The organism is Labrys sp. LIt4 (genome assembly GCF_017813775.1).
GTDB classification, from domain to species: domain Bacteria; phylum Pseudomonadota; class Alphaproteobacteria; order Rhizobiales; family Labraceae; genus Labrys; species Labrys okinawensis_A.
The window spans coordinates 213,950-239,705 of record NZ_JAGIPY010000007.1 but is presented as its reverse complement, the minus strand read 5'-3'; the positions used below and the strand labels follow the sequence as shown (position 1 = coordinate 239,705).

At 63.8% G+C, this 25,756-nt stretch carries 25 protein-coding genes; 15 read left to right on the top strand and 10 right to left on the bottom strand.

The window, feature by feature from the left end; all coding sequences use genetic code 11:
- Window positions 1-102: 102 nt before the first annotated feature.
- Entirely contained in the window at window positions 103-1,161 is a 1,059-nt protein-coding gene (locus J8I29_RS15620; protein ID WP_209432347.1) for a histone deacetylase family protein, read from the bottom strand.
- Window positions 1,162-1,383: 222 nt separating this feature from the next.
- Here J8I29_RS15620 and J8I29_RS15615 point away from each other — a divergent pair, with 222 nt between their 5' ends.
- Window positions 1,384-2,049 (top strand): dienelactone hydrolase family protein, encoded by a 666-nt coding sequence (locus J8I29_RS15615; RefSeq protein WP_209432346.1) that lies wholly within the window; start codon window positions 1,384-1,386, stop codon window positions 2,047-2,049.
- 116 nt (window positions 2,050-2,165) lie between these two features.
- Here J8I29_RS15615 and J8I29_RS15610 read toward each other — a convergent pair whose 3' ends face one another.
- Window positions 2,166-2,657, bottom strand: coding sequence for an SRPBCC domain-containing protein (locus J8I29_RS15610; RefSeq protein WP_209432345.1), 492 nt, complete (start codon window positions 2,655-2,657; stop codon window positions 2,166-2,168).
- A gap of 478 nt (window positions 2,658-3,135) precedes the next feature.
- Here J8I29_RS15610 and rpsU point away from each other — a divergent pair, with 478 nt between their 5' ends.
- From rpsU to J8I29_RS15590, 3 genes are all read left to right on the top strand, one after another.
- Complete coding sequence (rpsU, locus tag J8I29_RS15600) at window positions 3,136-3,420, top strand: 30S ribosomal protein S21 (protein ID WP_105863865.1); 285 nt, start codon at window positions 3,136-3,138, stop codon at window positions 3,418-3,420.
- 595 nt (window positions 3,421-4,015) lie between these two features.
- Window positions 4,016-4,921 (top strand): lipid A biosynthesis acyltransferase, encoded by a 906-nt coding sequence (locus J8I29_RS15595; RefSeq protein ID WP_209432344.1) that lies wholly within the window; start codon window positions 4,016-4,018, stop codon window positions 4,919-4,921.
- 107 nt (window positions 4,922-5,028) lie between these two features.
- The gene (locus J8I29_RS15590; protein WP_209432343.1) at window positions 5,029-5,490 is read left to right on the top strand and encodes a cupin domain-containing protein; all 462 of its coding nucleotides are present in this window, start codon (window positions 5,029-5,031) and stop codon (window positions 5,488-5,490) included.
- 69 nt (window positions 5,491-5,559) lie between these two features.
- Here the strand turns inward: J8I29_RS15590 and aac(3) are convergent, their stop codons facing one another.
- The 5 genes from aac(3) to J8I29_RS15565 are packed head-to-tail and all read right to left on the bottom strand — an operon-like array spanning window position 5,560 to window position 9,258.
- Window positions 5,560-6,384 carry an aminoglycoside 3-N-acetyltransferase gene (aac(3), locus tag J8I29_RS15585; RefSeq protein WP_209432342.1) on the bottom strand — a complete coding sequence of 275 codons (825 nt, stop codon included), beginning with the start codon at window positions 6,382-6,384 and terminating at the stop codon, window positions 5,560-5,562.
- Window positions 6,385-6,410: 26 nt separating this feature from the next.
- Window positions 6,411-6,890: a GFA family protein gene (locus J8I29_RS15580; RefSeq protein ID WP_209432341.1), complete on the bottom strand. Its 480-nt coding sequence runs from the start codon at window positions 6,888-6,890 to the stop codon at window positions 6,411-6,413.
- A gap of 31 nt (window positions 6,891-6,921) precedes the next feature.
- Complete coding sequence (locus tag J8I29_RS15575; protein WP_209432340.1) at window positions 6,922-7,485, bottom strand: GNAT family N-acetyltransferase; 564 nt, start codon at window positions 7,483-7,485, stop codon at window positions 6,922-6,924.
- A 55-nt stretch (window positions 7,486-7,540) separates the two neighbouring features.
- Window positions 7,541-8,308 (bottom strand): ABC transporter permease, encoded by a 768-nt coding sequence (locus tag J8I29_RS15570; protein ID WP_105863858.1) that lies wholly within the window; start codon window positions 8,306-8,308, stop codon window positions 7,541-7,543.
- Window positions 8,308-9,258: an ABC transporter ATP-binding protein gene (locus J8I29_RS15565; RefSeq protein ID WP_105863857.1), complete on the bottom strand. Its 951-nt coding sequence runs from the start codon at window positions 9,256-9,258 to the stop codon at window positions 8,308-8,310. The genes J8I29_RS15570 and J8I29_RS15565 overlap by 1 nt, the downstream gene beginning before the upstream one ends.
- Window positions 9,259-9,563: 305 nt before the next feature.
- On the opposite strand from J8I29_RS15565, the gene ugpC reads away from it, so the two are divergent.
- The 4 genes from ugpC (at window position 9,564) to J8I29_RS15545 (ending at window position 14,757) form a co-directional block, all read left to right on the top strand.
- The gene (gene ugpC / locus J8I29_RS15560; RefSeq protein ID WP_105863856.1) at window positions 9,564-10,625 is read left to right on the top strand and encodes a sn-glycerol-3-phosphate ABC transporter ATP-binding protein UgpC; all 1,062 of its coding nucleotides are present in this window, start codon (window positions 9,564-9,566) and stop codon (window positions 10,623-10,625) included.
- A 223-nt stretch (window positions 10,626-10,848) separates the two neighbouring features.
- Entirely contained in the window at window positions 10,849-12,519 is a 1,671-nt protein-coding gene (locus J8I29_RS15555) for a substrate-binding domain-containing protein (protein ID WP_348536026.1), read from the top strand.
- 195 nt (window positions 12,520-12,714) lie between these two features.
- Window positions 12,715-13,821, top strand: a complete 1,107-nt coding sequence (locus J8I29_RS15550; protein WP_209432339.1) for a sugar ABC transporter permease — start codon at window positions 12,715-12,717, stop codon at window positions 13,819-13,821.
- 15 nt (window positions 13,822-13,836) lie between these two features.
- The gene (locus J8I29_RS15545) at window positions 13,837-14,757 is read left to right on the top strand and encodes a carbohydrate ABC transporter permease (RefSeq protein WP_105863854.1); all 921 of its coding nucleotides are present in this window, start codon (window positions 13,837-13,839) and stop codon (window positions 14,755-14,757) included.
- A 15-nt stretch (window positions 14,758-14,772) separates the two neighbouring features.
- Here J8I29_RS15545 and J8I29_RS15540 read toward each other — a convergent pair whose 3' ends face one another.
- Both J8I29_RS15540 and J8I29_RS15535 read right to left on the bottom strand, forming a co-directional pair.
- Entirely contained in the window at window positions 14,773-15,114 is a 342-nt protein-coding gene (locus J8I29_RS15540) for a BrnA antitoxin family protein (RefSeq protein ID WP_209432338.1), read from the bottom strand.
- Window positions 15,080-15,364, bottom strand: a complete 285-nt coding sequence (locus tag J8I29_RS15535; protein WP_209432337.1) for a BrnT family toxin — start codon at window positions 15,362-15,364, stop codon at window positions 15,080-15,082. Before J8I29_RS15535 ends, J8I29_RS15540 begins: the two co-directional genes overlap by 35 nt.
- Before the next feature lie 219 nt (window positions 15,365-15,583).
- On the opposite strand from J8I29_RS15535, the gene J8I29_RS15530 reads away from it, so the two are divergent.
- The 6 genes from J8I29_RS15530 to J8I29_RS15505 all read left to right on the top strand — a co-directional run bounded on the left by J8I29_RS15530 (window position 15,584) and on the right by J8I29_RS15505 (window position 22,629).
- A complete protein-coding gene (locus J8I29_RS15530; protein ID WP_209432336.1) occupies window positions 15,584-16,750 on the top strand; it encodes a phosphoserine transaminase in 1,167 nt (388 codons plus the stop codon).
- A 157-nt stretch (window positions 16,751-16,907) separates the two neighbouring features.
- Window positions 16,908-18,497, top strand: coding sequence for a phosphoglycerate dehydrogenase (serA, locus tag J8I29_RS15525; RefSeq protein ID WP_105863852.1), 1,590 nt, complete (start codon window positions 16,908-16,910; stop codon window positions 18,495-18,497).
- Between the two features lie 68 nt (window positions 18,498-18,565).
- Window positions 18,566-18,907 (top strand): ADP-ribosylation/crystallin J1, encoded by a 342-nt coding sequence (locus J8I29_RS15520; protein ID WP_209432335.1) that lies wholly within the window; start codon window positions 18,566-18,568, stop codon window positions 18,905-18,907.
- A 166-nt stretch (window positions 18,908-19,073) separates the two neighbouring features.
- On the top strand, window positions 19,074-19,931 hold the full coding sequence (locus J8I29_RS15515) for a type 1 glutamine amidotransferase (RefSeq protein ID WP_105863849.1): 858 nt from the start codon (window positions 19,074-19,076) through the stop codon (window positions 19,929-19,931).
- Between the two features lie 250 nt (window positions 19,932-20,181).
- Window positions 20,182-21,813 carry a mucoidy inhibitor MuiA family protein gene (locus J8I29_RS15510; protein ID WP_209432334.1) on the top strand — a complete coding sequence of 544 codons (1,632 nt, stop codon included), beginning with the start codon at window positions 20,182-20,184 and terminating at the stop codon, window positions 21,811-21,813.
- A gap of 81 nt (window positions 21,814-21,894) precedes the next feature.
- Window positions 21,895-22,629 carry a phosphotransferase gene (locus J8I29_RS15505; RefSeq protein ID WP_209432333.1) on the top strand — a complete coding sequence of 245 codons (735 nt, stop codon included), beginning with the start codon at window positions 21,895-21,897 and terminating at the stop codon, window positions 22,627-22,629.
- Between the two features lie 98 nt (window positions 22,630-22,727).
- Here J8I29_RS15505 and J8I29_RS15500 read toward each other — a convergent pair whose 3' ends face one another.
- Complete coding sequence (locus J8I29_RS15500; RefSeq protein ID WP_209432332.1) at window positions 22,728-24,212, bottom strand: mannitol dehydrogenase family protein; 1,485 nt, start codon at window positions 24,210-24,212, stop codon at window positions 22,728-22,730.
- Window positions 24,213-24,843: 631 nt separating this feature from the next.
- On the opposite strand from J8I29_RS15500, the gene J8I29_RS15495 reads away from it, so the two are divergent.
- Entirely contained in the window at window positions 24,844-25,617 is a 774-nt protein-coding gene (locus J8I29_RS15495) for a ferredoxin--NADP reductase (RefSeq protein WP_105863847.1), read from the top strand.
- The last annotated feature ends 139 nt before the right edge of the window (window positions 25,618-25,756 follow it).

The window sequence follows — 25,756 nt, the reverse complement described above, 5'->3', positions numbered from 1 at the left end:
AGCAAAGCGCGTTCAAGCGGAAACGCTGCATTGCTCTAACTCTTTGGTGCGATGCGTCCTTGCGGTTCTTGGCGATTCTGCCAAATCGCAAAACGCTCTGGATCAGCGCGACGGCCGGCCGGCGCGGAAGGCCGAGACGAAGCGCGGCGCGGCTTCCGACACCGCGCTGAGCGAATAGCCGCCCTCCTGTACGATCACGACGGGAAGGGGCAGCGCCCCCCAGACGGCGCCGATCGCCTCATAGGCAGCCGTGGTTACCGCCAGCTTGGACAGCGGGTCCTCGCGATGGGCGTCCCAGCCGGCGGACACCACCAGAGCCTGCGCCCCGAAAGCCGTCACGGCGGCGGCCAGCGCCCGGTTGGCCTCGATGAAGGCGCCGTCGCCGCTGCCCTCGGCCAAGGGCAGGTTGAGGTTGGCGCCCTCGCCCGGCCCCTCGCCGGTCTCATCGGCATAGCCGGAGTAATGGGGGTAGTAGCTCGATGGGTCCGTATGGGTCGAGCCGAAGAAGACGTCGCCGCGGCTGTAGAAGATCGCCTGCGTGCCGTCACCATGATGGGTGTCGAAGTCGATGACGGCCACGCGCTGATACCGGGTGCGCAGCCGCTCGGCGGCAATGGCGGCATTGTTGAAGAAGCAGAAGCCGGCGGCCCGATCGACATAGGCATGGTGCCCCGGCGGGCGACAAAGCGCGAAGCTGTCGAAGGCGCCGGCGATGAGGTCGTCGGCAGCCGCCACGGCGCTCTGGGCCGACAGATAGGCGGAGGAGAAGGTGTGCTCCGTCATCGCGTTGGACAGGCCGTTGATGTACCAGCCCGTCTGCCCGAGAATGCCCTTCGGGCGCGGGGCGGGACGCGGGCGAAAGGCCGCATCCGCGCCCTGATAGGGGCTGACGGCCGGCAGGACTTCGGGCCCGGCATTGGGCAGTTCCTGGAAGCGCCGATAGGCCGTTTCCAGAAAGTCGATGTAATGGCCGGCATGCACGGCCTCGATCGGCGCCCGGCCCGCATCCCTGGGCTCCTCGACCGTCAGGCCAAGCGTCGTGAGAGATCCGACCAGGGTTTGCGCGCGCTCGGGATTCTCCAAGGCGCTGCCGATTCGACCGTTGATCATGTACTGGGTCGGCCGATGGGCCATCTGCCTGTCGGAAAAGAATAATTTCATCGAGCAACACTCCGGGCAACAATGGGAGGCCCCAAAGCATCTTGCAGAAAAGCCGGCGGGCATTTGCGGTTGAGGAAATGCTTCAGGACAATAAGTCAGAGAAAAAGTGCGATTCGGATAAATCGCGCTCAGCCCCAGTGTTGCAGAAGCTGGCGAGAACGCCAGCCGTCCGGGTGCCGGTCCTGTGAATTGGACTGACGAAGGGATCCTGCCGGAATTGCCATGCGCTTTTCGCCGGATCTTCAACTTGCGGCCCTGGCGTGTTTAGCTGCCGGCGTCGCCGACAGCCGGAGAGCGATGATGGCTGAAGTTTTGCTGTTTCATCATGCCCAGGGTCTGACACCCGGCGTGCAGGCATTTGCCAAAACCTTACGGGCCGCCGGCCATGTCGTGCATGCGCCGGACCTTTTCGACGGGCGCATCTTCGCCAGCATCGAGGAAGGCCTGGCTCACATCAATGAGGTCGGCTTCGATGCCATGCGGGATCGGGCCGAGCATTGCGCCGACGGCCTGCTCCCGGGCCTGGTCTATGCCGGCTTCTCCTTCGGCGTGGTGCCGGCTCAGAAGCTCGCGCAGACCCGCCCGGGCGCGCGCGGCGCCCTCTTCTTCCATTCCTGCCTGCCGATCAGCGGCAAATGGGCCTTCGGTCCCTGGCCGCAGGGCGTTCCGGTGCAGATCCACGGCATGGACCGCGATCCCATCTTCGTCGGCGAGGGCGACATCGAGGCGGCGCGCGAAATCGTCGAGAAAGCCGAGGACGCGGAGTTGTTCCTCTATCCGGGGGATCAGCATTACTTCGCCGACAGCTCGCTGCCGTCCTTCGACGCGGATGCCACAAGGGCGCTCACCCGGCGCGTGCTCGAATTTCTCGGTCGCGTTGCAGCATGAAGTGATGCAGAGCAACCCCGGAATTGCATCGAAATTGAATGGACTCGTCCTGCGATCCCGGATCTGCACAGCATCGCCGGCGCGTCCCGAAGAGGACGCGCCTCGCCCCGCGCAGGTCAGGCCGCAGTGGGGCGCGTCAGCAGCTGCTCGCTTTGGGTGATGGCCTCGCCGACATTGGGACGGCCGCTGCCGCTGGCGATCAGATCCCGCAAGCTGCCCGTGATGTAGCTGTGCCAGCCGTCCGAACAGGCATCGTAGCACTCGTAGTCGGGCACGAGCCCCAAATGGGTGAAGGCAATCTCCGTCTGATCGCCCTTCCTCGCAATCTCGAAAATGATTTCGGTGCCCTTCCACTCGGAGCTGTCCCGGGTGAAGCTGAAATAATTGTCGAGGACGCGCCAGACGACCTTCCGGTCCGGGATCAATTCGCGCACCTGGATCTCGCAGCGATGAACATCCTCGTAGCTGTATCTGAATTTCTCGCCGACCCGGCTGGTTCCGCCCTCGATGTTCTCCGACCACCAGCCGCGTACATTGACGATGGCGGCGAAAGCCCGCGCCGGTGTCTGGTCGACCGTAAAGCTGGTGGTGTAACTGCGATCCGTCATGGCTGCCTCCTGTTGCCTGGTTCGATGACGGGATTGTAGGAAGGTCTGGCGGATCGCGTGAGTTACAAGCGTGGCGGGATTTGGAGCGCTCCAGCCCGTCCCCTTCGGCAAGGTGTGCCGGACCGTGCGGTCATCCGATTCTGGCTATCCCGCCGGGAATGGTGTACAACTCCAAAAATTGGAGCAAAGTCAGCGCATGAGACGCTGCCCTAATTGAGACACGCTCCAGGATCGGCGGATTGACCGAAGCTTTTGTGGCATCGTGCCTGCAGGCTGCGATTTTTCCAGGAAACTGCAATTCTTCTCCCGGCCCTGCCATGAGGCGCCGCGGGAGGGATAAGTCCGTGGCGGGCAGTCTGAAAGCTGCCAGCCTCCTTCAGCCCGACCGATCAGAACGTTTGATTGGCGCAAGACGGCACGATTCATCCTTGAGCCGGCGATGCGTTCGGCCCTTTTGTTTTTGGTATTTGGAGTTCGTATGCTGATACTCGTTCGTGAGAACAACATTGAACAGGCGCTCAAGGCCCTCAAGCGCAAATTGGCGCGCGAAGGCGTCCTTCGCGAGCTGAAGTTGCGCAGAGCTTATGAAAAGCCGTCCGAGCGCAAGGTGCGCGAGAAGGGGGAAGCCGTTCGCCGCGCCCGCAAGCTCGCTCGCAAGCAGGCTCAGCGCGAGGGCCTATTGCCTGCCCCCAAGCCCAAGGCCCAGTCGCGAGGACGGGGAGGGCCAGGGAGAAGCGGGCCTTCGACCACCACCAGGACGTGATTGTCGTGTCCGGCGCCGCGCAGATTGCCATATTTGTGATGCGGTGAGCACCTCCCGACACTTCCAGGACACAGAAAGCGTGATTGATGAAGCATGCGTTTGAGGTCGGCGATATCGTCACCTTTCATTCGTCCATCTCGAGGCACGACGAAGGCCCTTATCAGGTGACCCGGCAAATGCCCGCCGATGGCCCCGAGCCCGCCTACAGGCTGAAAGACATCTCGGATTCCCGCGAAAGGGTGGCTCGGGAGCACGAACTGCGTGCTTCCAGGCAAGGCGCGGGCCTAACGCCCGAGCCGCACCGGAGCGCTCTGAAACCCGCGCGGACCAGGCCGACGCGGCGGTCGACATGACGCATGCAGGAAGGGATGCAGATTCCCGGTGATCCCGCTGGAGCAAAGCGCGTTTAGACGGAAACGCTCATTGGCTTGCAGGGCTTCACCGAGTCCCCGAAAGAACAGGCGCCGGGCACCGATTCTGGTATAGGCAGGGCAGTGACCTCCCAATCCAGCATAGCCGAGGTGCCGGCCCGCAATCGCCTGGCATCGCCGTGATGTTCGGTCGGGCCGGCAGCTTCAGTACGATGATGGTAAACGTGACAGACCTATCCAACGTGATCCCGGCTCAAACCGGACGCAGCTGGCGCAGCACCAAGCACGCCGCCGAATATCTCCTGCTGCGCGGCCTGGTCGGTCTCCTGCATATCCTGCCGCTCGATTTCGGTTCCTGGGCCATGGGCTCCCTGTGGCGCCTGGTCGCCCCTCGGTTGCGCCGCCACGACCGGGCCTTGCGGCACCTGGCCGCCGCCTACCCGACAAAGAGTGCCGCCGAGATCGATACACTGGCACGCGCGATGTGGATGGATCTGGGTCGGACATTCGCCGAAAGCCTGATGGTGGATCGCATCGTCAAGGCCGGACGCGTGGAGGATGCCAGCGGACCGCTGATCGAGGCGGTGAAGGCCAGCGGCAAGGGCGTGGTATTCGTTTCGCTCCACACGGGCAATTGGGAACTCGTCGTCATCCCGACGGTGACGAACGGCATCAAGGTGGCCGGCGTTTACCAGCGCATGAAGAATCCGAAGGTCGACGACTACGTCGCTCTCGTGCGTCGCGACCGCTATCCACGCGGACTTTTCGTCAAGGGTGGCGATGTCGGCAAGAAGCTGCTGCGCATCGTGCGCGGCGGCGGCGCCATTGCGCTGCTCGCCGATCTGCGCGACCGCAACGGGCTCTCGGTGCCGTTTTTCGACCGGCCCGCCCCTTCGACCACCTTTCCGGCCCTGCTTGCCAGGGGAAGCGATGCGCTGCTGGTCGCAGCCCGCGTCATCCGCACCCATGGCGTGCGTTTTCGGATCGAAGCTGAGATCCTCGACATACCCCGCACCGACGACCGAAACGCCGATGTGGACGCGGCAACGCACCTCACTCACCAACTCTTCGAAAAATGGGTACGCGAACATCCCGAACAGTGGATGTGGGCCCATCGTCGGTGGGGTTGAGGCGTCCCGCGATCTGGGAAGCGGAAGCTCCTCTTGTTTCCGAGGCCGGAAGGGACATGATGATCTCCCTTTCGCCGCCCTGATTGCCATATAGTCGGGAGCCCGCCATGCCCAAGCTCGATCTCGCCACCATTCCCAGGCACAAGGGCTCCGGCTATCCGCCGCCCTTTGACGGGTCCTGCGCGGAACGGGTGCGGCAGCGCCTCGGCAATGCCGGCGGCCTCCAGGATTTCGGCATCAACCTCATGCAACTGCCGCCGGGCAACTGGTCGAGCCAGCGCCATTGGCACACCGCCGAGGACGAATTCGTCTATGTGCTGCAGGGCGAGTTGACGCTCGTCGAGGATGGCGGCGAGACGATCCTGCGGGCCGGCGATTGCGCCGCCTTTCCAAAGGGCACCGGCAACGGCCACCACATGATCAACAGATCCGGCGCCATGGCGGTCTATCTGGAAATCGGCTCCCGCTCTCCCGCCGACGTGATCCACTGCTCCGATATCGACATGATGAGCCCCAGTTCCGACGGCCGCTTCCTGCACAAGGACGGCACGCCTTACGCCGGGGCCTGAGGCCACCTTATCATTTTCGACGCGATGGTTCAGATCCCGAACCACAAAGCCTGGCGGGCGCTCAAGGTCTCAGCCGTCATGCGGACCAGCCCAGGCTTCGAGCCAAGCGATGGCGAAATCGAGCATGGGTCTGGCATCCACCAGCAGGGACGGCGCCTGGCCGATGAGCCCCTGACGGCCGCCGCCCTGCGCGACGAAGGCGCTGACGATGCGTTCGATATAATTGGGCGGGATATCCTCGAGCACGGGCTCGGTGGTGTCGAACTCTTCGATGAAGCGCCAGATCGTGCCGTTCTTGCCGGCGAAAGGCACTTCGTAACGCAGGATGCGCTTGCCGGGCAGGCGCGCCAGATGGTCGGCGTGGTGGATCAAGGTCATGGTGTCCCAGGGCGCTCCGGCCATCAGCACGCGGCCGCCGGCCGCGACGAGCTTGGCCAAAGGCGAGCCCTCGCCATAACCGTAGTCTTGCGGGTGATCGGCCGTCAGCCAGGCCGCGCGGGCGCCGATCGCCGCCATCGAGGCGCCGGGATTGCCGCTGCGGTGGGCGCCGGGCATGGTTCGCACGAATTCGGCGATCACGCCATTGGCGCGGACGGCGCGCGAGGCCTGCTGGTCGAAGCCCGGCACATGATCGCGCCATGCCGGCAGGACGCGCCCCTCCTCGTCGAGGAGATCTGTGTGGACGCTGTCCCAATCGGTATAGACCATCATCGTCCCTTGCGGGCCGACGACATCGAGGAGCGCATGTGACAAGGCATCCGGGCCATTGAGCAGCGGCCCGAGCCGGCTCATGGCAGCATGCACCATGACCATATCGCCCTCCCGGATACCGAGCCGGCGCAGATCATCGCGCAACGAGGCCCGGCTGCGATAGGCAGGCAAGGCTTCCGACATGACAACACTCCACGGAGCCGGCCGCGTCAGTCGCGCGAGGCGGCGCTCTGCGACGACAAATATTCGGCATATTCCGCCATCAGCGGCTGATAGAGCTCAGGTGCCGGATAGTGCTCGAAACTGTGCCGGGCCGGTGTCGAGGCCCAGGCCAGCTTCTCCGAAGTGCAGGTTTCGATGAAGGGTTCCGTCCACACCGCTTCGGCCAGCATGGTCGGGCGGACATTGACGAAGAAATCCATGCCTTCCGGCCTGGTGAAAAGCCAGCTCTTGCAATGGCCGCAGTAGAAATGCCGCGTCGGTCCATGCAGGGCGCCGATCACGGGTTCGCCGCGGGTGACCCGGAAGCCTTCGGAAGGAATTGCCGCGCTGAGGGAATAGGCGCTGCCGGTCATCTTCTGGCAGCCGCGGCAATGGCAGGCCATGGTCATCAGGGGCGTGGCGGCGACCTCGAACTCGACCTGTCCGCAGCGACAGCTTCCCCTCATCGGTGTCGATTGATTCGGCATGCGCGCACCTACCCGGTCATGGCTGTGATCGTCACGCCCCTGCTACTGCGCCGGCGCTGGAATGTCGAGCCGGGGAACCAGGCTCGCCCAGCCAGCCCTCGAACAGCGTGACGACGGAATCATGATAGGTCACGTTCGGGCCGGCCTCGAGGCCGAGCTTTTGGGCGATCCGGATCGAAGCGGTATTTTCCGGTGCAATGATCGCCGTGACCCTGCGACCGGGATGCGTGCCGCGCGCCCAGTCGAAGGCGGCCCGGCTGGCCTCGAAGGCGATGCCCCGGCCATGGGCATAGGACGCGAACACCCAGCCCGCCTCCAGTGAGCCCACCAGGCTCGGTTCGATGTCGCGCATGGCATCCTGGAAGCCGGTCATGCCGAGATAGCGCCCGCTCGCCTTCTCGATCACCGAGAAATAGCCGAAGCCGAAGAAATGCCAGGTGCCATGGGCCTGGAGAAAGCGCTGCCACATATCCTCTCGGCTGCGCTGCTTGCCCGAGATGTACCTGTAGACTTCCGGCTCCGCCCACATGGCGGCGTGGGGCTCGAAATCGTCGAGAATCGGTTTGCGCAGGAGAAGGCGCGATGTTTCGATCATTTTTCAAATCTCGCTTTGCCCTGAAATCGCGGCCCGCCTTGCCCGGAAGCTCCGCTCAGACCTTGATCCGCCATCCCGTGCGGAAGATCACCGCGATCGCGGCCAGGCACAGCAGCATGAACACCAGCGTCATGCCCAGGCTCTGCACGAAATCGACATCGGAAGCGGAAGCACCGTAGAAGGCCCAGCGGAACCCACTCACCAGATAGAGAACCGGGTTGATGTAGCTGACGCCCTGCCAGAAGTCGGGCAGCATCTTGATCGAATAGAAGCTGCCGCCCAGGAAGGTCAGCGGCGTGATGATCAGGGTCGGCACGATCTGCAGCTTTTCCCAGCCGTCGGCCCATATGCCGATGAGAAAGCCGAACAGGCTGAAGGTCACCGATGTAAGCACCAGGAACGCCAGCATCCAGAACGGATGCTCGATGGAATAATGCGAAAAGGGCCAGGCGGTGATCAGGATGATGAAGCCGAGCAGGATGGATTTGGAGGCGGCCGCGCCGACATAGCCGATGACGATCTCCACCACCGAGACCGGGGCCGACAGCACTTCGTAGATGGTGCCGATGAATTTCGGCATGTAGATGCCGAAGGAGGCATTCGAAATGCTCTCGGTCAGGATCGCCAGCATGACGAGGCCGGGCACGATGAAGGCGCCGTAGTTCACGCCGCCGACCGTCGGCATGTGATTGCCGATGGCCGAGCCGAACACGATGAAATAGAGCGAGGTCGAGATCACCGGCGAGGCGATCGACTGCAGGAGCGTGCGGAAGGTGCGCGACATCTCGAAGACGTAGATGGCGCGAATGGCGTGAATGTTCATCAATGCGCCCCTACCAGGCTGACGAAGATGTCCTCGAGCGAGGACTGGCTGGTCTGCAAATCCTTGAAGCCGATGCCGGCTTCGCCGACGTCGTGAAGCAGGCGCGAGAGCACTTCCGGATCGTCCTTGGCGTCGAAGGTATAGATGAGCTGGTTGCCGTTGTCGGCGATATCGAGCCGGTAGGCGGCAAGAGCCGGCGGCACCGTCTCGAGAGGCTGCTGCAGGCTGAGGGTCAGCTGCTTCTTGCCGAGCTTGCGCATCAGCTCGGCCTTGTCCTCGACCAGGATGATCTCGCCCTTGTTGATCACGCCGATGCGGTCGGCCATCTCCTCGGCTTCCTCGATATAGTGGGTGGTGAGGATGATGGTCACGCCATTCTCGCGCAGGCCCCGCACCATTTCCCACATGTCGCGGCGCAGCTCGACGTCGACGCCCGCCGTCGGCTCGTCGAGGAACAGGATGGTCGGCTCGTGCGACAGGGCCTTGGCGATCATCACGCGGCGCTTCATGCCGCCCGACAGCGCCATGATCTTGCTGTCCCTTTTCTCCCACAGCGAAAGGTCGCGCAGGATCTTTTCGAGAAAGGCCGGGTTGGATGGCTTGCCGAACAGGCCGCGCGAGAAATTCACCGTCGCCCATACGGTCTCGAAGGCATCGGTCGACAATTCCTGCGGCACCAGGCCGATCTTGGTGCGGGCGGTCCTGTAATCCCTGACGATGTCGCAGCCGTCGGCGCGAATCGTGCCGCTGGAGGGATTGACGATGCCGCAGATGATCGAGATCAGCGTGGTCTTGCCTGCCCCGTTGGGGCCGAGCAGGGCGAAAATCTCGCCGCGGCGCAGATTGAGATCGATGCTTTTCAGGGCCTGGAAGCCCGATTTGTAGGTCTTGCTGACGCCGGACACCGCGACGATGACGTCCTCGGCGGACGGTGAATTGTTGGCTTTCATGCGTGCCTCCTTGCGGGGAAATGGCGTCTTTCCAAACCGAGTGCAACCATGTTTCTTCACACCGGAGGGGATGAAGGCTTCAAATGGCGGCGTCATACCGTGCGCAGCATGCAACGTTGCCCGGCGACACGGGACCGCCATCGAGAAGAAACGCGATCTCTTCACGCGATCCTGCATCGCAGCACCGCGTGCCGCTGCCTGCGGGAGGACGCAAACGATCTATCCTTGCGCTGCCCTTGCCGAGCGGCAAAGCATTCGGCTACCAATCCTCGTCAGACAAATCCAGTCAAAGGGAAACCTGCCGCATGGCCTCGGTCGATGTCGTCGACGTCAAGAAATCCTATGGCGCCCAGAAGGTCATCCACGGCGTATCGATCACCATCGAGGACGGCGAGTTCGTCACTCTGGTCGGGCCTTCGGGTTGCGGCAAGTCCACGCTGCTGCGCATGATCGCCGGCCTGGAACCGATCACCGAGGGCACCCTCAGGATCGGCGACCGCCAGGTCAACGACCTGCCGCCGCGCGACCGCGACATCGCCATGGTGTTCCAGAGCTACGCGCTCTACCCGCACAAGACCGTGGCCGAAAACATGGGATTCGCGCTCAAGATCCGGAAGACACCGAAGGCCGAGATCGACGAGCGCGTGAAGCGGGCGGCCGAGATCCTCGACCTCGGCCCCTATCTGGCACGCTATCCGCGCCAGCTCTCCGGCGGCCAGCGCCAGCGCGTCGCCATGGGCCGTGCCATCGTGCGCGCCCCTCAGGTCTTCCTGTTCGACGAGCCGCTTTCCAATCTCGACGCCAAGCTGCGCGTGCAGATGCGCGCCGAGATCAAGGAGCTGCATCAGCGCCTGAAGACCACCACCATCTATGTCACCCACGACCAGATCGAGGCCATGACCATGGCCGATCGCATCGTGGTGCTCCATGACGGCATCATCGAGCAGATCGGCTCGCCGCTGCAGCTCTATGACCGTCCAGCCAATCTGTTCGTCGCGGGTTTCATCGGCTCGCCGGCCATGAATTTCATCAAGGGCCGGCTGGAGGCCAGTCCGGCGCCGCGCTTCGTCACCGACGACGGCGTGGAACTGCCCGTGCCCGCCATCCCGCCCGGCAGCGAGGGCCGGCGTGTCATCTACGGCATCCGTCCCGAGCATTTCTCCCTCGGCGGCAGCCTGCAGGCCAGGATTACCGTGGTGGAGCCAACCGGCGCCGAAACCCAGGTCTTCGCCCAGCTCGGCGAGCAGAGGGTGCTCGGTGTCTTCCGCGAGCGGGTGACGGCCGGTTCGGGCGAGATCCTGGCGCTGCAGCCCGACCTCGCCGCCGTGCATCTTTTCGACGCCGAGAGCGGTTTGCGGTTGAACTGAGGCGCAGCGTTCAGGATGCATGGAGATCACGGCAGCAAGACCGCATGTCGCGATGCCCGCGCACCCGGAATGGTCTGACCTTTTTGTTGACGAGAGTGGGGCGCCTTCCTAGCATCCGCACACTTCGCCACAACCCAACGTTGCCGAAGCGCTACGAAAAAGACATTCCCCGCTGCCGAGGCAGCCAAGAACAAGACCAGCTATTCAGACCGGGAGAATCGACGTGAAAACGGAAGACTACAAACATCTCCTCGCCCTGCAGGCGAGCCGCCGCGGGCTGCTCAAGGGCGCCGCAAGCGTCGGCGCCATGGCCGCGATGGGCAGCCTCGGCGTCACCGCCGCCCCCCAGCCGGCGGTGGCGGACGAAGCCAGCGACCTCAGGGCCAAGATCCTGCAGATCCCCGGGGTCGGCAAGGGCTCACCCACCGATGCCGACTGGCAGAAGGTCGGCGAGCTCTGCCTCGGCGCCACCAAGGCCTCCATCAAGGAAGGCGAGTTCAAGGGCGTCGAGCTCTCCTTCATGGGGCTCAACAACCAGAACCTGCACAACCTGCTGTTCCGCGGCTTCCTCAAGCCCTGGGAGGCCTATACCGGCGCCAAGATCAACTGGATCGACCTCGCCCAGGCCGACTACAACCCCCGCCTGCAGCAGGCCATCGCCACCGGCACGGTCGATTTCGACCTGCTCGAGATGGGCGCTCCCTTCGAGGGCGACGTCTGCGGCAAGGGCCTGGCTTCGGAAATGCCGGACTGGGTGAAGAAACAGATCGACATGGACGATCTCGTCTCCTACCTCAAGCCGCCCGTCGGCACCTGGGACGGCAAGCAGTACCGCGTCACCATCGACGGCGACACCCACAATTTCAACTACCGCACCGACTACTTCAAGGACGAGGCCCTGGCCAAGGCCTGGAAGGAAGCCGGCAACACCACCGAATGGGCGGTGCCCCGTACCTGGCAGCAGGTGCAGGCGGTGACCAAATTCCTCAAGGGCAAGCAGGTCGACGGCCAGGACGCCTATGGCTATCTCGACGCCTGCAAGGCCTGGGGCGGCTTCGGCTTCTATTTCCTCGGCAGCCGCGCCACCGCCTATGCCAAGCATCCCGACGACAAGGCCTGGCTGTTCGACGTCGACACCATGAAGCCGCGCATCAACAATCCGGCCTGGGTGCGCGCCATCCAGGACGTGCTCGACGCCCTGCCCTCCGAGCCCGCCGACCAGCTCAACGCCGACCCCAACACCACCGGCTTCCAGCAGTTTCTCGGCGGCACCGGCTCGATGTGCGTGTGGTGGGGCGACATCGGCTCCAACGCCAAGACCAATGATTCCTCGGTCATCGGCGACAAATGCGGCTTCGACATCCTGCCGGGCTCCGACGACGTCTACAATGCGAAGACCGGCAAGTGGGACAAGCTGGCGAGCGGCCCCAACTTCGCGCCGAATCTGGCGTATCTCGGCTGGGGCGTCTATGTGATGGCCCGCGTCGACAAGGACGAGAAGAAGCACAAGGCCGCCTGGAGCGCCGCCGCCCATCTCGGCGGCAAGGACCTGGCGCTGTGGACGGCGGTCTACCCCTCCGGCTTCCAGTGCTATCGCAACAGCCAGCACAATATCGACGAATGGGTCGCGGCCGGTTACGACAAGGAATTCATCACCAACTATCTGGATTCGCAGTTCAACTCCTACAACCACCCCAACGGGGCGATCGAACCGCGCATCCCCGGCATCTTCCAATATTACAGCCTGGCCGAGGACATTCTCGCCAAGATCTATGCCGGCCAGCTCAAGGCCCAGGAAGGCGCCGACCAGATCGCCGCAGCCTGGGAAAAGCTGACCGACCAGATCGGCCGCGAGAAGCAGATCAAGCTCTACAAGGCCTCGCTGGGGCTGTAGGATCAGGCACATCCCACGCCGATAAAGTCCCTTCTCCCCTTGTGGGAGAAGGTCCCGGCAGGGGGATGAGGGTGGACGCGCCATGTCCGGCGAGTTCGGCAAAACCCCTCATCCGCCTCTTCGGGGCACCTTCTCCCGCTAGGGGAGAAGGCGGGCGTCGCGCCTTTCAATCACGTTTCGCGTTCAGGGCCCCTGATGCCGCCGACCTCGTCTGCAACCGCTACACACGCTCCAAGCTCCATCCCGAGCAGCCGCATCCTCCTCGGGCGCGTCCTGATCGGCCTGGCCTCAGTCCTTCTCGTCGTTGCCGCCCTGGTGCAGTTCCTGCACGAGAACCAGGGCATGTCGTTCGGCTTCGACAATTGGCGTCCCGTGCTCTACGCGTTCGTGCTGTGGTCGGTGGCGCTCGGCGTCGGACAGGTGCTGATGCGGGGGGAAGCGGGCGAGCGCGCCCTGTTCATCCTGCCGGCTGTGCTGTTCACCGTGGCGATGGTGATCTTTCCCACCATTTTCGGCTTCTACATCGCCCTGACCGACTGGAATCTCTCCTCTTTCGCCGGCCAGCGCTTCAACGGCCTCGACAATCTCGTCACGCTCTTCCACGACCCCGATTTCTGGAACGCCCTCGCCAACATGGTGTTCTACGTGCTGATGGTATTGGTGGAATACGCCATCGCCTTCGGCCTCGCCCTCCTGCTCAATGCCGAGATCAAGGCCCGCAAATTCTTCCGCGTCGCCTTCCTCCTGCCCTTCATGCTCAGCCCCGTGGCGGTGAGCTGGATGGTCGGCAAGTCGATGATGGAATATCGCTACGGGCCGGTGGCACGGCTGATGCGGGAACTGGGCTGGTCGCAGCCGACCTTCTTCACCCAGCCCTGGATCGCCCGCCTCTCGATCGAGGCCATGGACGCCTGGGTTTCGATTCCCTTCCTGATGATCCTGCTGCTGGCCGGCCTGCAGGCTTTACCCAAGGAGGTGATGGAAGCTTCCAAGATCGACGGCGCCTCCGGCTGGCAGCAGTTCAAGGAGATGATCTTTCCCCTGATGCTGCCCGTTTCGATCACGGCGATCGTGCTGCGCATCATCTTCAAGCTCAAGCTCGCCGATATCGTGATCAACACGACCTCCGGCGGGCCGGGCGGGGCGACGGACACGGTGTCGAGCTTCATCTATCGCGAATACCGCGACCGCTCGAATGTCGGCTACGGCACCATGCTGGCGATGTTCTATCTCGTCGTGATCATCGTCTTCGTCACCGTGCTCCTGAATATCGCCAACCGCTTCATGCAGCGCAGCAGCTGATCGGGGAACATCGACATGACGACGACAGCCATCCCGACCGCCGCGCCCCGCGACACCGCCTTCCGCCTGACCACCGTGCTCAGCCGCGTGCTGATCTATGGCGCGCTGGTCGCCTGGGCCTTCATCTGCCTGTTTCCGATCTACTGGACGCTGACCACCTCGATGAAATCGGCGGTCGACGTCACCCAGGGCCATCTCGTTCCCTGGCTCGACTTCCAGCCCGACTGGAAGGGCTGGCGCTCGCTCGGCCTTTCGCCCGATACGCTCGGCTCGACCTCGACGGTGCGCTCGGAATTCCTGTCGCGCTTCACCAACAGCGTGATCACCTCGCTCGGCTCCTCGCTGCTGGCCGTGGTGATCGGCTCCCTCGCCGCCTATGGCCTCAGCCGCTTCCAGTACAAATTCGCCTGGATGCGCAACCGGGACATCTCCTTCTTCTTCCTGTCCCAACTGATCCTGCCGCCGGTGGTGCTGGCCCTGCCCTTCCTGGTGCTCTATCGCGAGCTCGCTCTGCTCGACACCCGCATCGGCCTGATCCTGCTCTACACGCTCACCGTGCTGCCGATCGTGATCTGGATCATGCGCGACCAGTTCGACACCATCCCCACCGAACTCGATGAGGCCGCTCTGGTCGACGGCCTGTCGCTGTGGGGCGCGTTCTGGCACATCATCCTGCCGATCGCCCTGCCCGGCATGGTGGCGGCTTTCATCCTGGCGCTGGTGTTGACCTGGAACGAATATTTCTTCGCCGCTTTGCTGACCTCCTCGGACGCCAAGACCCTGCCGGTGATGGTGGCGAGCCAGACCGGCTCGCAGGGCATCAACTGGTGGTCGATGGCCGCGCTCGCCACCACGGCGATCGCCCCGCTCGCTTTGATCGGCATCTTCCTGGAGCGCTACATCGTCAAGGGCCTGACGGCCGGCTCGGTGAAGTAGATCGCGACAGCCGCGTCACGATGCCTTCTTCATCGCCTCCTTGAGCACGGCGTTGATGCGCCTCTGCCAACCAGATCCGGATGCTTTGAAATACTCGATCACATCCGGATCGATCCGGAGGGTGATCTGCCGCTTGGGCGCCGGCACGCGAGGCCGCCCGCGGCGACGGGCTTCCTGATAGGTCACGAACCTAGCATCCTCCGGAATGGACGGATTGTCGGCATCGTCACGCGCGGCTTTGGACAACGCCGCATCTTGCTCGTCGGTCAAACTATCGCCGTAGCGTTGCGCCTTCGCGAGAGCTTTCGCCCACTTTTCTCGATCAGAAGCCGAAGATTTTGCGGATGTGCTCTTCATAGCGCTTCTTATCCTTTCTATCGGCCGCGCGTAGGCTGATGGCATGATCTTCCTCACCACGCAGCGTGTAGACATAGACGAACAATCGCTCGCCGATGAAACCAATGGCGCGTTCGCGCTGCTCACCATAGGCTTCGGTTCTGTCTTCTTCGATCAACGCAGTCTCCCAATCGAAATCCTCCGCTGTCGACAAGGCAACGCCGTGTTTCGAAAGGTTGCTCGAATTTTTGAGTGGGTCGAACTGCGTCACGACATTCTAACCTTGAGCTCTTTTTTGTAGCTACAAAATCTGAAATCGTCAATATATGTAGCTACAAAAATATATCTAACCCACTCAAAGGTGTACGCCGAAATTTCCTCTATCCGACCATCAAAAGTCTCTTGACGCCATCCTCGCCGCAGCGCATACGGGCTGCGGGACATTCCTCCCCAACGAGGAACGCCCATCTGCGAGGATGGAGACATCGCGATGACACTGCCAGTGCCAGCGGCAAAGCCCGCTGTCGTCAACTTCTCGTCCGGCCCTTGCGCCAAGCGCCCCGGATGGACCCCCGAAGCCCTCAAATCCGCCGCTCTCGGCCGTTCGCATCGTGCGAAGCTTGGCAAGACCAAGCTCGAGCAGGCGATCGAACTGACCCGTGACGTGCTCGGCGTGCCGGCGGACTACCGCATCGGCATCGTGCCGGCTTCCGACACGGGCGCCGTCGAGATGGCGCTGTGGTCGCTGCTCGGCGCCCGCGGCGTCGACGTGCTGGCCTGGGAATCCTTCGGCTCCGAATGGGTCACCGACGTCGTCAAGCAGCTCAAGCTCGATGATGCCCGCATCTTCAAGGCCGGCTATGGCGACATCGTCGATATCAGCGAGATCGACGCCAAGCATCGCGACATCGTCTTCACCTGGAACGGCACCACCTCCGGCGTGCGCGTGCCGAACGGCGACTGGATCCCGGCCGATCGTGAAGGCCTCACCATCTGCGACGCCACCTCGGCCGCTTTCGCCCAGCGCCTCGACTGGGCCAAGCTCGACGTCGTCACCTTCTCCTGGCAGAAGGCCCTCGGCGGCGAAGCGGCCCATGGCATGCTCGTCCTCTCGCCGCGCGCCGTCGCCCGGCTGGAGAGCTATACGCCGGCCTGGCCGCTGCCCAAGATCTTCCGCCTCACCAAGGGCGGCAAGCTGATCGAGGGCATCTTCAAGGGCGAGACCATCAACACACCCTCGATGCTCTGCGTGGAGGACTATCTCGACGCGCTCAACTGGGCGAAGGCCACGGGCGGCCTCGACGGGCTGATCGCCCGCGCCGACGCCAACCTCGCCGCCATCGAGCGCTTCGTCGAGAAGACGCCCTGGATCGACTTCCTGGCCAAGGACCCCGCGACCCGCTCCAACACCTCGGTCTGCCTGAAGGTGGTGGATGAGAGGGTGGCGGCACTCCCGCCCGAAGGACAGGCCGCCTTCGCCAAGGCGCTCTCCTCCGCCATCGAGGCGGAGAAGGCCGGGCTCGACATCGGCTCCTATCGCGACGCGCCTCCGGGCCTGCGCATCTGGTGCGGCGCCACGGTGGAGACCGCCGATGTCGAAGCGCTGATGCCCTGGCTCGACTGGTCGTTCCACAAGGCGATCGCCACGATCGGCTGAGTTCTTCCCTGGGACCGCCGGCATCCTGCCGGCTCTTCGGAAACACGAGGTTTCCGGAATGAGGCCGACAAGAGATCGGCGGCCCCGGCAGCATCACCTTCTGCAAAGAATCCCGTTTCCATAAGCGGGCAGATGCCCGCGCTCCAGGAGAGCTTCCATGACTGCTCCCAAAGTCCTGATTTCCGACGCCCTGTCCCCCGCCGCCGTTCAGATCTTCAAGGATCGCGGCATCGAGGTCGATTTCCAACCCGCTCTCGGCAAGGACAAGGAAAAGCTCGCCGAGATCATCGGAAATTATGACGGCCTCGCCATCCGCTCGGCCACCAAGGTCACCTCTGCCATCCTCGCCAAGGCCACCAATCTCAAGGTGATCGGCCGCGCCGGCATCGGCGTCGACAATGTCGACATCCCGGCCGCCACCGCGCGTGGCGTGATCGTGATGAACACGCCCTTCGGCAATTCCATCACCACCGCCGAGCACGCCATCGCCATGATGTTCGCGCTGGCCCGCGAGATCCCCGCCGCCGACGCTTCCACCCAGGCCGGCAAGTGGGAGAAGAACCGCTTCATGGGCGTCGAGATCACCGGCAAGGTGCTCGGCATCATCGGCTGCGGCAATATCGGCTCGATCGTCGCCGACCGCGCGGTGGGCCTGAAAATGCGCGTCATCGCCTTCGACCCGTTCCTGAGCGCCGAACGGGCCCTGGAGCTGGGCGTGGAAAAGGTCGAACTCGACGACCTGCTCGCCCGGGCGGAGATCATCACTTTGCACACCCCGATGACGCCGCAGACCCGCAATATCCTGTCGCGCGAGGCGCTGGCCAAGACCCGCCCGGGCGTGCGCATCATCAACTGCGCCCGTGGCGGCCTGGTCGACGAGGAGGCTCTCGCCGAGCTCCTGAAATCGGGCCATGTCGCCGGCGCCGCCCTCGATGTCTTCGTCGAGGAGCCCGCCACGGCGAACCCGCTGTTCGGCCTGCCCAACGTCGTCTGCACGCCGCATCTGGGTGCTTCGACGACGGAAGCCCAGGAAAACGTCGCCCTGCAGGTCGCCGAGCAGATGTCGGACTACCTCCTGCGCGGCGCAATTTCCAACGCCGTCAACTTCCCCTCGATTACAGCGGAAGAGGCCCCGCGCCTCAAGCCCTACATCTCGCTTGCCGAAAAGCTCGGCTCCTTCGCCGGCCAGCTCACCGAAACCGACATCAAGACCATCCGCATCGTCTATGAGGGCGATGTCGCCCACATGAAGATCAAGGCGCTGACGTCAGCCGCGGTGGCGGGCCTGCTACGTCCGGCTCTGGCCGACATCAACATCGTGGCCGCGCCGAGCGTGGCACGCGAGCGGGGCATCGTCATCGAGGAGACCACGCGCGAGAAGACGGGCGACCATGACAGCCTGATCACGCTCGAAGTCGAGACCGAAAACCTGACCCGGGCCGTTGCCGGCACCATCATCGCCGGCACCAAGCCGCGCATCGTGCAGATCAAGGGCATCAATGTCGAGGCGGACCTTCTGCCGCGCATGCTCTACATCACCAATCACGACCGCCCCGGCTTCATCGGCCGCATCGGTACCCTGCTCGGCGAGAATGGCATCAACATCGCCCATATGCAGTTCGGACGCGATTTCGAAGGCGGCAATGCCATTGCCCTGGTCGGCATCGACCAGGTGGTGGGCGAGACCCTGCTCAAGGAGATCAACACCATCCCGAACGTGGTGCAGGTGAAGGCGCTGACGTTCTGAGCGAACGAGAGCCATTGGCAAGCGCCGGTGCCCGTTCTCATAGTGGCACCGGCAAAGAAGGATGCGATATGGCCGGCATAACCCTGTGGCGCCCTGTCGGTCCGGAGGAACTGGCACTGATCCGTGCGAGCGGGATGAAGACGTTTCCTCCGCGCCTTCCCGACCAGCCGATATTCTACCCCGTCACGACGCACGCCTATGCCGTAAAGATCGCTCGGGACTGGAATGTACCGGCCAGCGGATCCGGTTTCGTGACCCGCTTTGAAGTCGACCGGGCTTTCCTCGAACGCTATGCCGTCCAGGAAGCCGGCGGCAAGGATCACCAGGAATACTGGATACCGGCGGAAGATCTTCCCGCCTTCAATGCTGCCATCATCGGCGAGATAAAGATCGTCGATTCCTTTCCCTGAGCAGGCCCCCTTTCGAGTCGCTTCGTGCCGACGGCGCGCTTGAAACGTTCATATCAAACGCTTCATTTTGCCGCTCCAATCCTTATCTTGTAAGGATCATTACTCTTCCCCGCCGGCTCGTGGGCTGCTAAACCGGGCCACGGAAAAATGTGATCACAGGTGAGCAATGCGTCTCCTCGTCGTCGAAGGCAATGTCCGTGCAGCGCGTGAACGTCACCGCGCGACCTATGGCCTCACGCCGTCGGAATCCTATGCGTCGGTGCTGAAGAGCCTGGCGCCGGATGCGATCTGCGACATCGCCCTGCCCGCCGACGAAGGTGCCAACCTGCCGGATGCCGCCGGCCTCGAAAGCTATGACGGCGTCGTCATCACCGGCTCCGGCCTCAACCTCTGGAAGGCTGAGCCGGAATCGATGCGCCAGGTCGAGCTGGCCCGCGAGGTCTACAGGTCCGGCACGCCCTTCTTCGGCTCCTGCTGGGGCCTGCAGGTCGCCACCGTCGCCGCCGGCGGCTCGGTGCGGGCCAATCCGAGGGGCCGCGAGGTCGGCATCGCGCGCGACATCGCGCTGACGGCTGAGGGGCGCGAGCATCCCCTCTACACCGGCAAAGCGCCCATCTTCGCCAGTCCCTGCGTGCATGGTGACGAAGTCGAAGCCCTGCCCGAAGGCGCCATCGTACTCGCCAGCAATGCGGTGAGCGACGTGCAGGCGGTCGACATCAGCCATGATGGCGGCCGCTTCTGGGGCATCCAGTACCATCCCGAATTCTCGCTGAACGAGTTGACGGTGATCATGCGTCGCTACAAGCCGACCTTGCTCGCCGAGGGTTTCTTCCGCGACGACCGGGCGGCCGATGGCTGGATTGCCGACCTGGAAGCGCTGGTCGCCGACAAGCGCCGCACCGACATTTCCTGGCGCTACGGCATCGGCCCCGACATTCTCGACGCCCGCCGCCGCCTCAAGGAAATCGAGAACTTCATCGAACTGCGCGTGAAGCCGGTGATTTCCGAGCGCGGACGCGGCTGAGACCGGCATTGCCGCATCAGCGGTGCTGACCCTCAGGGTGCAACGCAGAGTTGGTGTGCCGATCTCCAGATCGCCATTCTCGAACGCGAAGCGTCTCGCCAAGGGGATGCCGATCTGGAGATCGGCACACCGTGCTTCCGGGCTTCACTGTAAAGCTACCGACCTGTTCCCGTCGATACAGCTCAAGGTTGCCGTCGCCATCCCGCCGCAATCCTGTTCTCCCATGGCGCCCCCGCAACGGAGAGCCCCCATGTCCGCCGCCCCTCGCCTCGCCCTGACCGCCCTCCTTCTGCTTGGTACTGCACCGGCCTTTGCGGGTGATCTGGGTGTGCAGTCCAAGATCGATGCCGTAGCTGTCTATCCCGACGGTGCGACGGTCACGCGCGTGATCGAGTTCGACATTCCCGCGGGCGAGACGGTGCTGGTGGCCAAGGATCTGCCCCCTGGCCTCGATACCGCATCGGTCAGGGTCGACATGCACGAGGCCGCCGGCGTCTCCCTGACGGGCACCGACATCGCCAGCGCCCTTGACGACGGCGCCGTTCCGGACGCGGCTGCAGGCAAAGCGCTGCGGGATCTCAAGGACCAGCGCGAGGGTCTGGCCGGAATCGGCAAGGCCCTGCTCGCCAAGCGCGGCCTGATCGAGCGCTTTGCCAATGGCGCCACCTTCAATGCCACCAAGGAAGGCAGCAACGTCACCGCCTTGCGCGGCGCCTGGAACGCCGTCGGCGAAGATATGACGGAGGTCAACGAGGCGCTGCGCCAGAACGCCGTCAAGATCCGCGATCTCGACGAGGAGATCGCCAGGCTGGAGAGCCAGCGCGACGGCCGCCCCGAGGGCCGGAAACGCACGCAGCTTCGCCTCTCGGTCACCGCCGAACAGCAGGCCAAGGGCCGGATCGCCATATCCTACCTGATCGGCAATGCCGGCTGGACGCCCCTCTACGATGCCCGGCTCGACAGCGACAAGGGCGAACTCGAACTCGTCCGGCGGGCCAAGGTCACGCAGGCGACCGGCGAGGACTGGAGCGACGTCGCCCTCACCATTTCGACCGCTCGTGCCACAACCGGCGCCGCGCCCCCCAGGCTCGCCAGCTATGTCCTCAACTTCCAGCCCGACTATGACGTGCTGCCGGCGGAAGCCCTGCCGCGCAGCCGCGCCGAAGAGAGCGATGCGCGCCAGGCCCCGCAGGCTACCCAGGCAGCACCGGCCAAGCCGCGTCCCGGGCGTGAGGTCGAGGCCCAACTGAACACCGCCGGCTACCAGAGCGTCTGGGCCCTTCCGGCCCGCGCCAGCGTGCCCTCGGGACCGGGCTCGAAGGCGCTGCGCCTCGCCTCGGCCACGCTCTCCCCGGAAATCGTGGCGCGCGCCGTGCCATCCTTGCAGCAGACGGCCTTCCTCGAAGCCAGCTTCAGCAATGGCGAAGACACCCCGCTCTTCCCCGGCTCCGTCTCGATCTATCGTGACGGTCTCTATGCCGGCCAGACCGCCATGCCGCTCGCCACCAAGGGAGAACCCGTGCGCCTCGGCTTCGGCGCCGATGATCGCATCAAGGTGGAGCGGGCGGTGACGCGCAAGGTGGAAAGCAATACCGGGATCACCCGCCCCACCACCAGCGAAAGGCGGGACTACAAGATCAGCCTGCGCAATGGCCGCCCCAACGCCATCAAGCTTTCGATCGAGGAAGCCCTGCCGGTGGCCGAGAACAAGGACATCAAGGTGGAACCCTCCGCCCAGATGACCCCGCCGACCCAGCGCGATGCCGACAACCGCCGCGGCGTGCTGGTGTGGACGGTGGATCTCGCCCCCAACGCCGTCAAGGACATCAATTTCGGCTACAAGGTCACCTGGCCGGGCACCGAGACGATCAATCTGGATTGAGAACGGCTCCCTTCTCTCCTTGCGGAGGCCTACGCTCGGTTTAGAGTCCAGCACTAATCGGCGTAGTCCAGGAGGTGGCCAGTGGGATGGGAGGCGCTCAGACAGTGGGGTGCGGATGTGGCTCGCATCGAGCCGCTCTCCGGCGGCGTCGCCAACGATGTGTGGAGCGTGCGCGTCCGGGGGTACCTAGCGGTCGGTCGTCTCGGCACCAGGGGCGCTGCCGATCTGGCGTGGGAGACTGAACTCCTCCGGCACCTCGATCATAAAGGTTTGTCCGTGCCAACGCCGATCCCGACAATGGATGGCCGGCTGTTCGCAGACGGCCTGTTGGTGATGACCTATATGGAAGGCGGACCGCCCGAGACAGCGGCCGACTGGCATCGCGTAGCCGATGTGCTCGGCAAGCTACATCGCGCGACAAGGGGTTGGCCGCAACGCCCAGGCTGGCGATCATCGACCGACCTCCTGCACGCCGAGACCGGGACGAAGATCGATCTCACCGCAATGCCGCCCGAGAGCGTTGCCCGCTGCCGGGCAGCGTGGGCGCGGCTTGCCGGACGCCGGACATGCGTCGTTCACGGCAACCCCAACAACCCTGGCAATATCCGCTTGACCGCAAAGCAGGTCGCGCTGATCGACTGGGACGAGGCGCATGTCGATGCCCCCGACCTGGATCTGGCGCTGCCCCACAACGCCGCCGGGCTCAATAGCGAGGCACTCGACATCGCCGCGCAGGCGTCGGCCGCATGGGAAGCCGCCGTCTGCTGGGACGACGACTATGCCATCAAGCGGCTCGCCGAAGTTCGGGCAACCTGAGCACCGGCAGCACAGCGAGGAACCGTCTCGGAGACCGGAATTTCCCGCGCCGCCGACCAGCCGCCGCAATCACTTCGACCGGCTTGGCTCCGTCTTCCTCACGCCGTCTCCACCAGCAGTGCCTCCAGGGTCTGGCCCGCGGAGGTCGCCTGGATGGAGGCGACATAGCCGGCATAGAGCTTGGCGAATTCCAGGTGCTCGGCGAGGCCGAGCTTGGCAAAGGGGCTGGTGCGCAGGAGGTCGAGCGGGTTGCCGCCGCGGACAAGCTCCCAGTCTTGTTCGCTGAGGCGTGGTTCCACCACGTCGAACGCCTCGCCCCTGTCGTCCTTGCCGGTCAGATAGGCGCCGAAACAGGCCAGGAAGAAAGCCTCGCGCCTGAGGTCCCCGCCATCGGCCAGCAGCATTTCCAGGGTCTTGGAGTGGAAAACCGGGATCTTGGCGGTGGTGTCGAAGGCGATGCGCAGGAGTTGATCATTGATCGCCGGGTTCGAGAAGCGCTCGAGCACGGCGTTCTTGTACGCCTGCAGCGAAACGCCCTTCGGCCCCTCGATACGGGGGATGGCATCGCGGTCGAGAAAAGTTTCCAGAAGCCGATGCAGGCGGGTGTCGCCGAGCGCCTCATGCACGATGCGGTAGCCCATGAGGATGCCGGGCATGGCGAGCAGGATGTGCGAAGCGTTGAGCATGCGCCCCTTCATGAACTCGAAGGCCGGCACATCGTCGCGCATCTCGACACCGACCTCTTCGAAGGGCGGCCGCCCGGCTCGGAAGTCGTCCTCCAGCACCCATTGGCTGAAGGTTTCCCCCAGAGCGGGCACGGCATCGTCGATGCCGCTGCGCTTGTTGAGGCGCTCCTTCACCTCGGGCGGAATCTGCGGCGCGATGCGGTCGACCATCGAGTTGGGGAAATCGACCTCGGCCTCGATCCAGGCCGCAAGCCCGGCGTCGCGGGCGCGGGCAAAGGAAACGATGGCCTTGCGCGCCGTGCCGCCATTGTGGCGGAGATTGTCGCAGGACATCACCGTAAACGGCTTCGTCCCCTGTTCGCGCCGGCGCCGCAGCGCCTCGACGATGTAGCCGAAGGCCGTGCGCGGCGGACCGCCGGCCAGATCGAGCGCCACCTCCGGGGTATCGAGCTTGAACACGCCGGTGGTCTCGTCGAGATTATAGCCGCCTTCGGTGATCGTCAGCGAAACGATGCGGGTGTCGGCATGGCTGAGGCGGGCCAGCACGGCTTCGGGATCGTCGGGCGCATGCAGATAATCCACCATGGCGCCGATCACCCGGGTGCTGGCCGCGCCGTCCGGCGCATATTCGGTGACGGTGTAGAGGCAATCCTGGGCGCGATAGGCCTCGGCCTTGGCCCGGGTGGCGGGCACGTCGATCAGCTCGACGCCGCAGATGCCCCAGCCCTCATTGCCGGGCTTGTGCAGGCAGCGATCGACATAGACGGCCTGATGGACCCGATGGAAATTGCCGAGGCCGAAATGCACGATGCCGGGACGCACGGCGGAACGATCATACCCGGGAACGGCGATGGCAGCGCCGAGGCTTCCGAGAGTCTTCGAGGAAAGCTTGTTCAAGATCGTCTCCATGATGGCGGCAGCCGCGACCCGGCGCCGTCTGTCGCGAAAGCGTTTTGCGATTTGATGCGTCATCAAGAATCGCAAAGACGCGTCAAAACAAAGAGTCAGAGCAATTGAGCGTTTACGTTCAAACGCATTTTGCTCCAGCTCGAGCCGGCAGGACGAGCCTGCCCGAGCCTCCATGCTTGGGTGATGGATGCCGGACCGGGAACGGGGCTGCCCCTCCTGTTCCCGTCCGGCTGAAAGCGGCGACGCCCGACCGCAATCCGAAGGCGTGCCCGCAACAACCTATACTTGCCCCTCCTTCCGGCATTTTGGCAAGGACTTGTTGCAGGCGATCATTCCTGAGGCGGAAAATTCGTTTGCACACTAACGAATTTTCCCTAAAATTATGGCGTCCACCGTGGATCGGTTCTAATTCACGCAATTCCTTGTTTATTTATTTGATTGCCAGATTATTTGCGGATATCTCCACGGTGAGAATGAGTGACGACCTGGACGGAGTGTCCTGGCGAGGCCCGTAAGGGGCCTCCCCATGACACTTTGCAAAGTTTGATATCCTGCAGGTTCCTCCTGATCGGGCCGTGGCCCGATCAGGAGGAACCTGCCTAGTGGCGAGGCGGCCAGCATGAGCAATTTCAACGAGGAACGGGTTCTGAGCGTCCATCATTGGACGGACAGGCTGTTCAGTTTCACCACCACGCGCGATCCGGGCTTCCGCTTCGAGAACGGCCAGTTCACCATGATCGGCCTGCCGGTCAATGGCCGTCCCCTGCTGCGCGCCTATAGCCTGGTCAGTGCCAATCACGAAGAAACGCTCGAATTCTTCTCCATCAAGGTTCAGGACGGGCCGCTGACCTCGCGGCTGCAGCATCTGAAGGAAGGCGATGCCATCATCGTCGGCCGCAAGGCCACCGGCACGCTGCTGCTCGACAACCTCAAGCCCGGCCGCTACCTCTATCTGGTCGGCACAGGCACCGGGCTTGCACCCTTCCTCAGCCTGATCAAGGATCCGGAGACCTATGCCCGCTTCGAGAAGATCGTGCTGATCCATGGCTGCCGCCAGGTCCAGGAACTGGCCTATGGCGAGCGCATCACCCACGAGCTTCCCGCCCATGAATTCCTGGGCGAGGCCGTGCGCGAGCAGCTCATCTATTATCCGACGGTGACGCGCGAGGCCTTCCGCAACACCGGCCGCATCACCGACCTGATCAAGTCCGAAAAGCTGTTCGAGGATATCGGCCTGCCGCCGCTCGATGTCGAGCAGGACCGCGTGATGATCTGCGGCAGCCCCGAAATGCTGCGCGACCTCAAGGCCCTTCTGGAGGAACGCGGCGCCGTCGAGGGCAATCATGGCGAGCCGGGCGATTTCGTGATCGAAAAGGCCTTCGTGGACAAGTAGGTTCGACGTCTACGCCTCGATTCGCCGCCAGGCAGATTCCTTCAGGTCGAACCACGGGCTCTGTCAGAAGGAATCTGCAGAATTTCAAACGCTTGCAGAATTTCTCGATATCGCCCATTCGTGGGCGGTATCGAGAAAT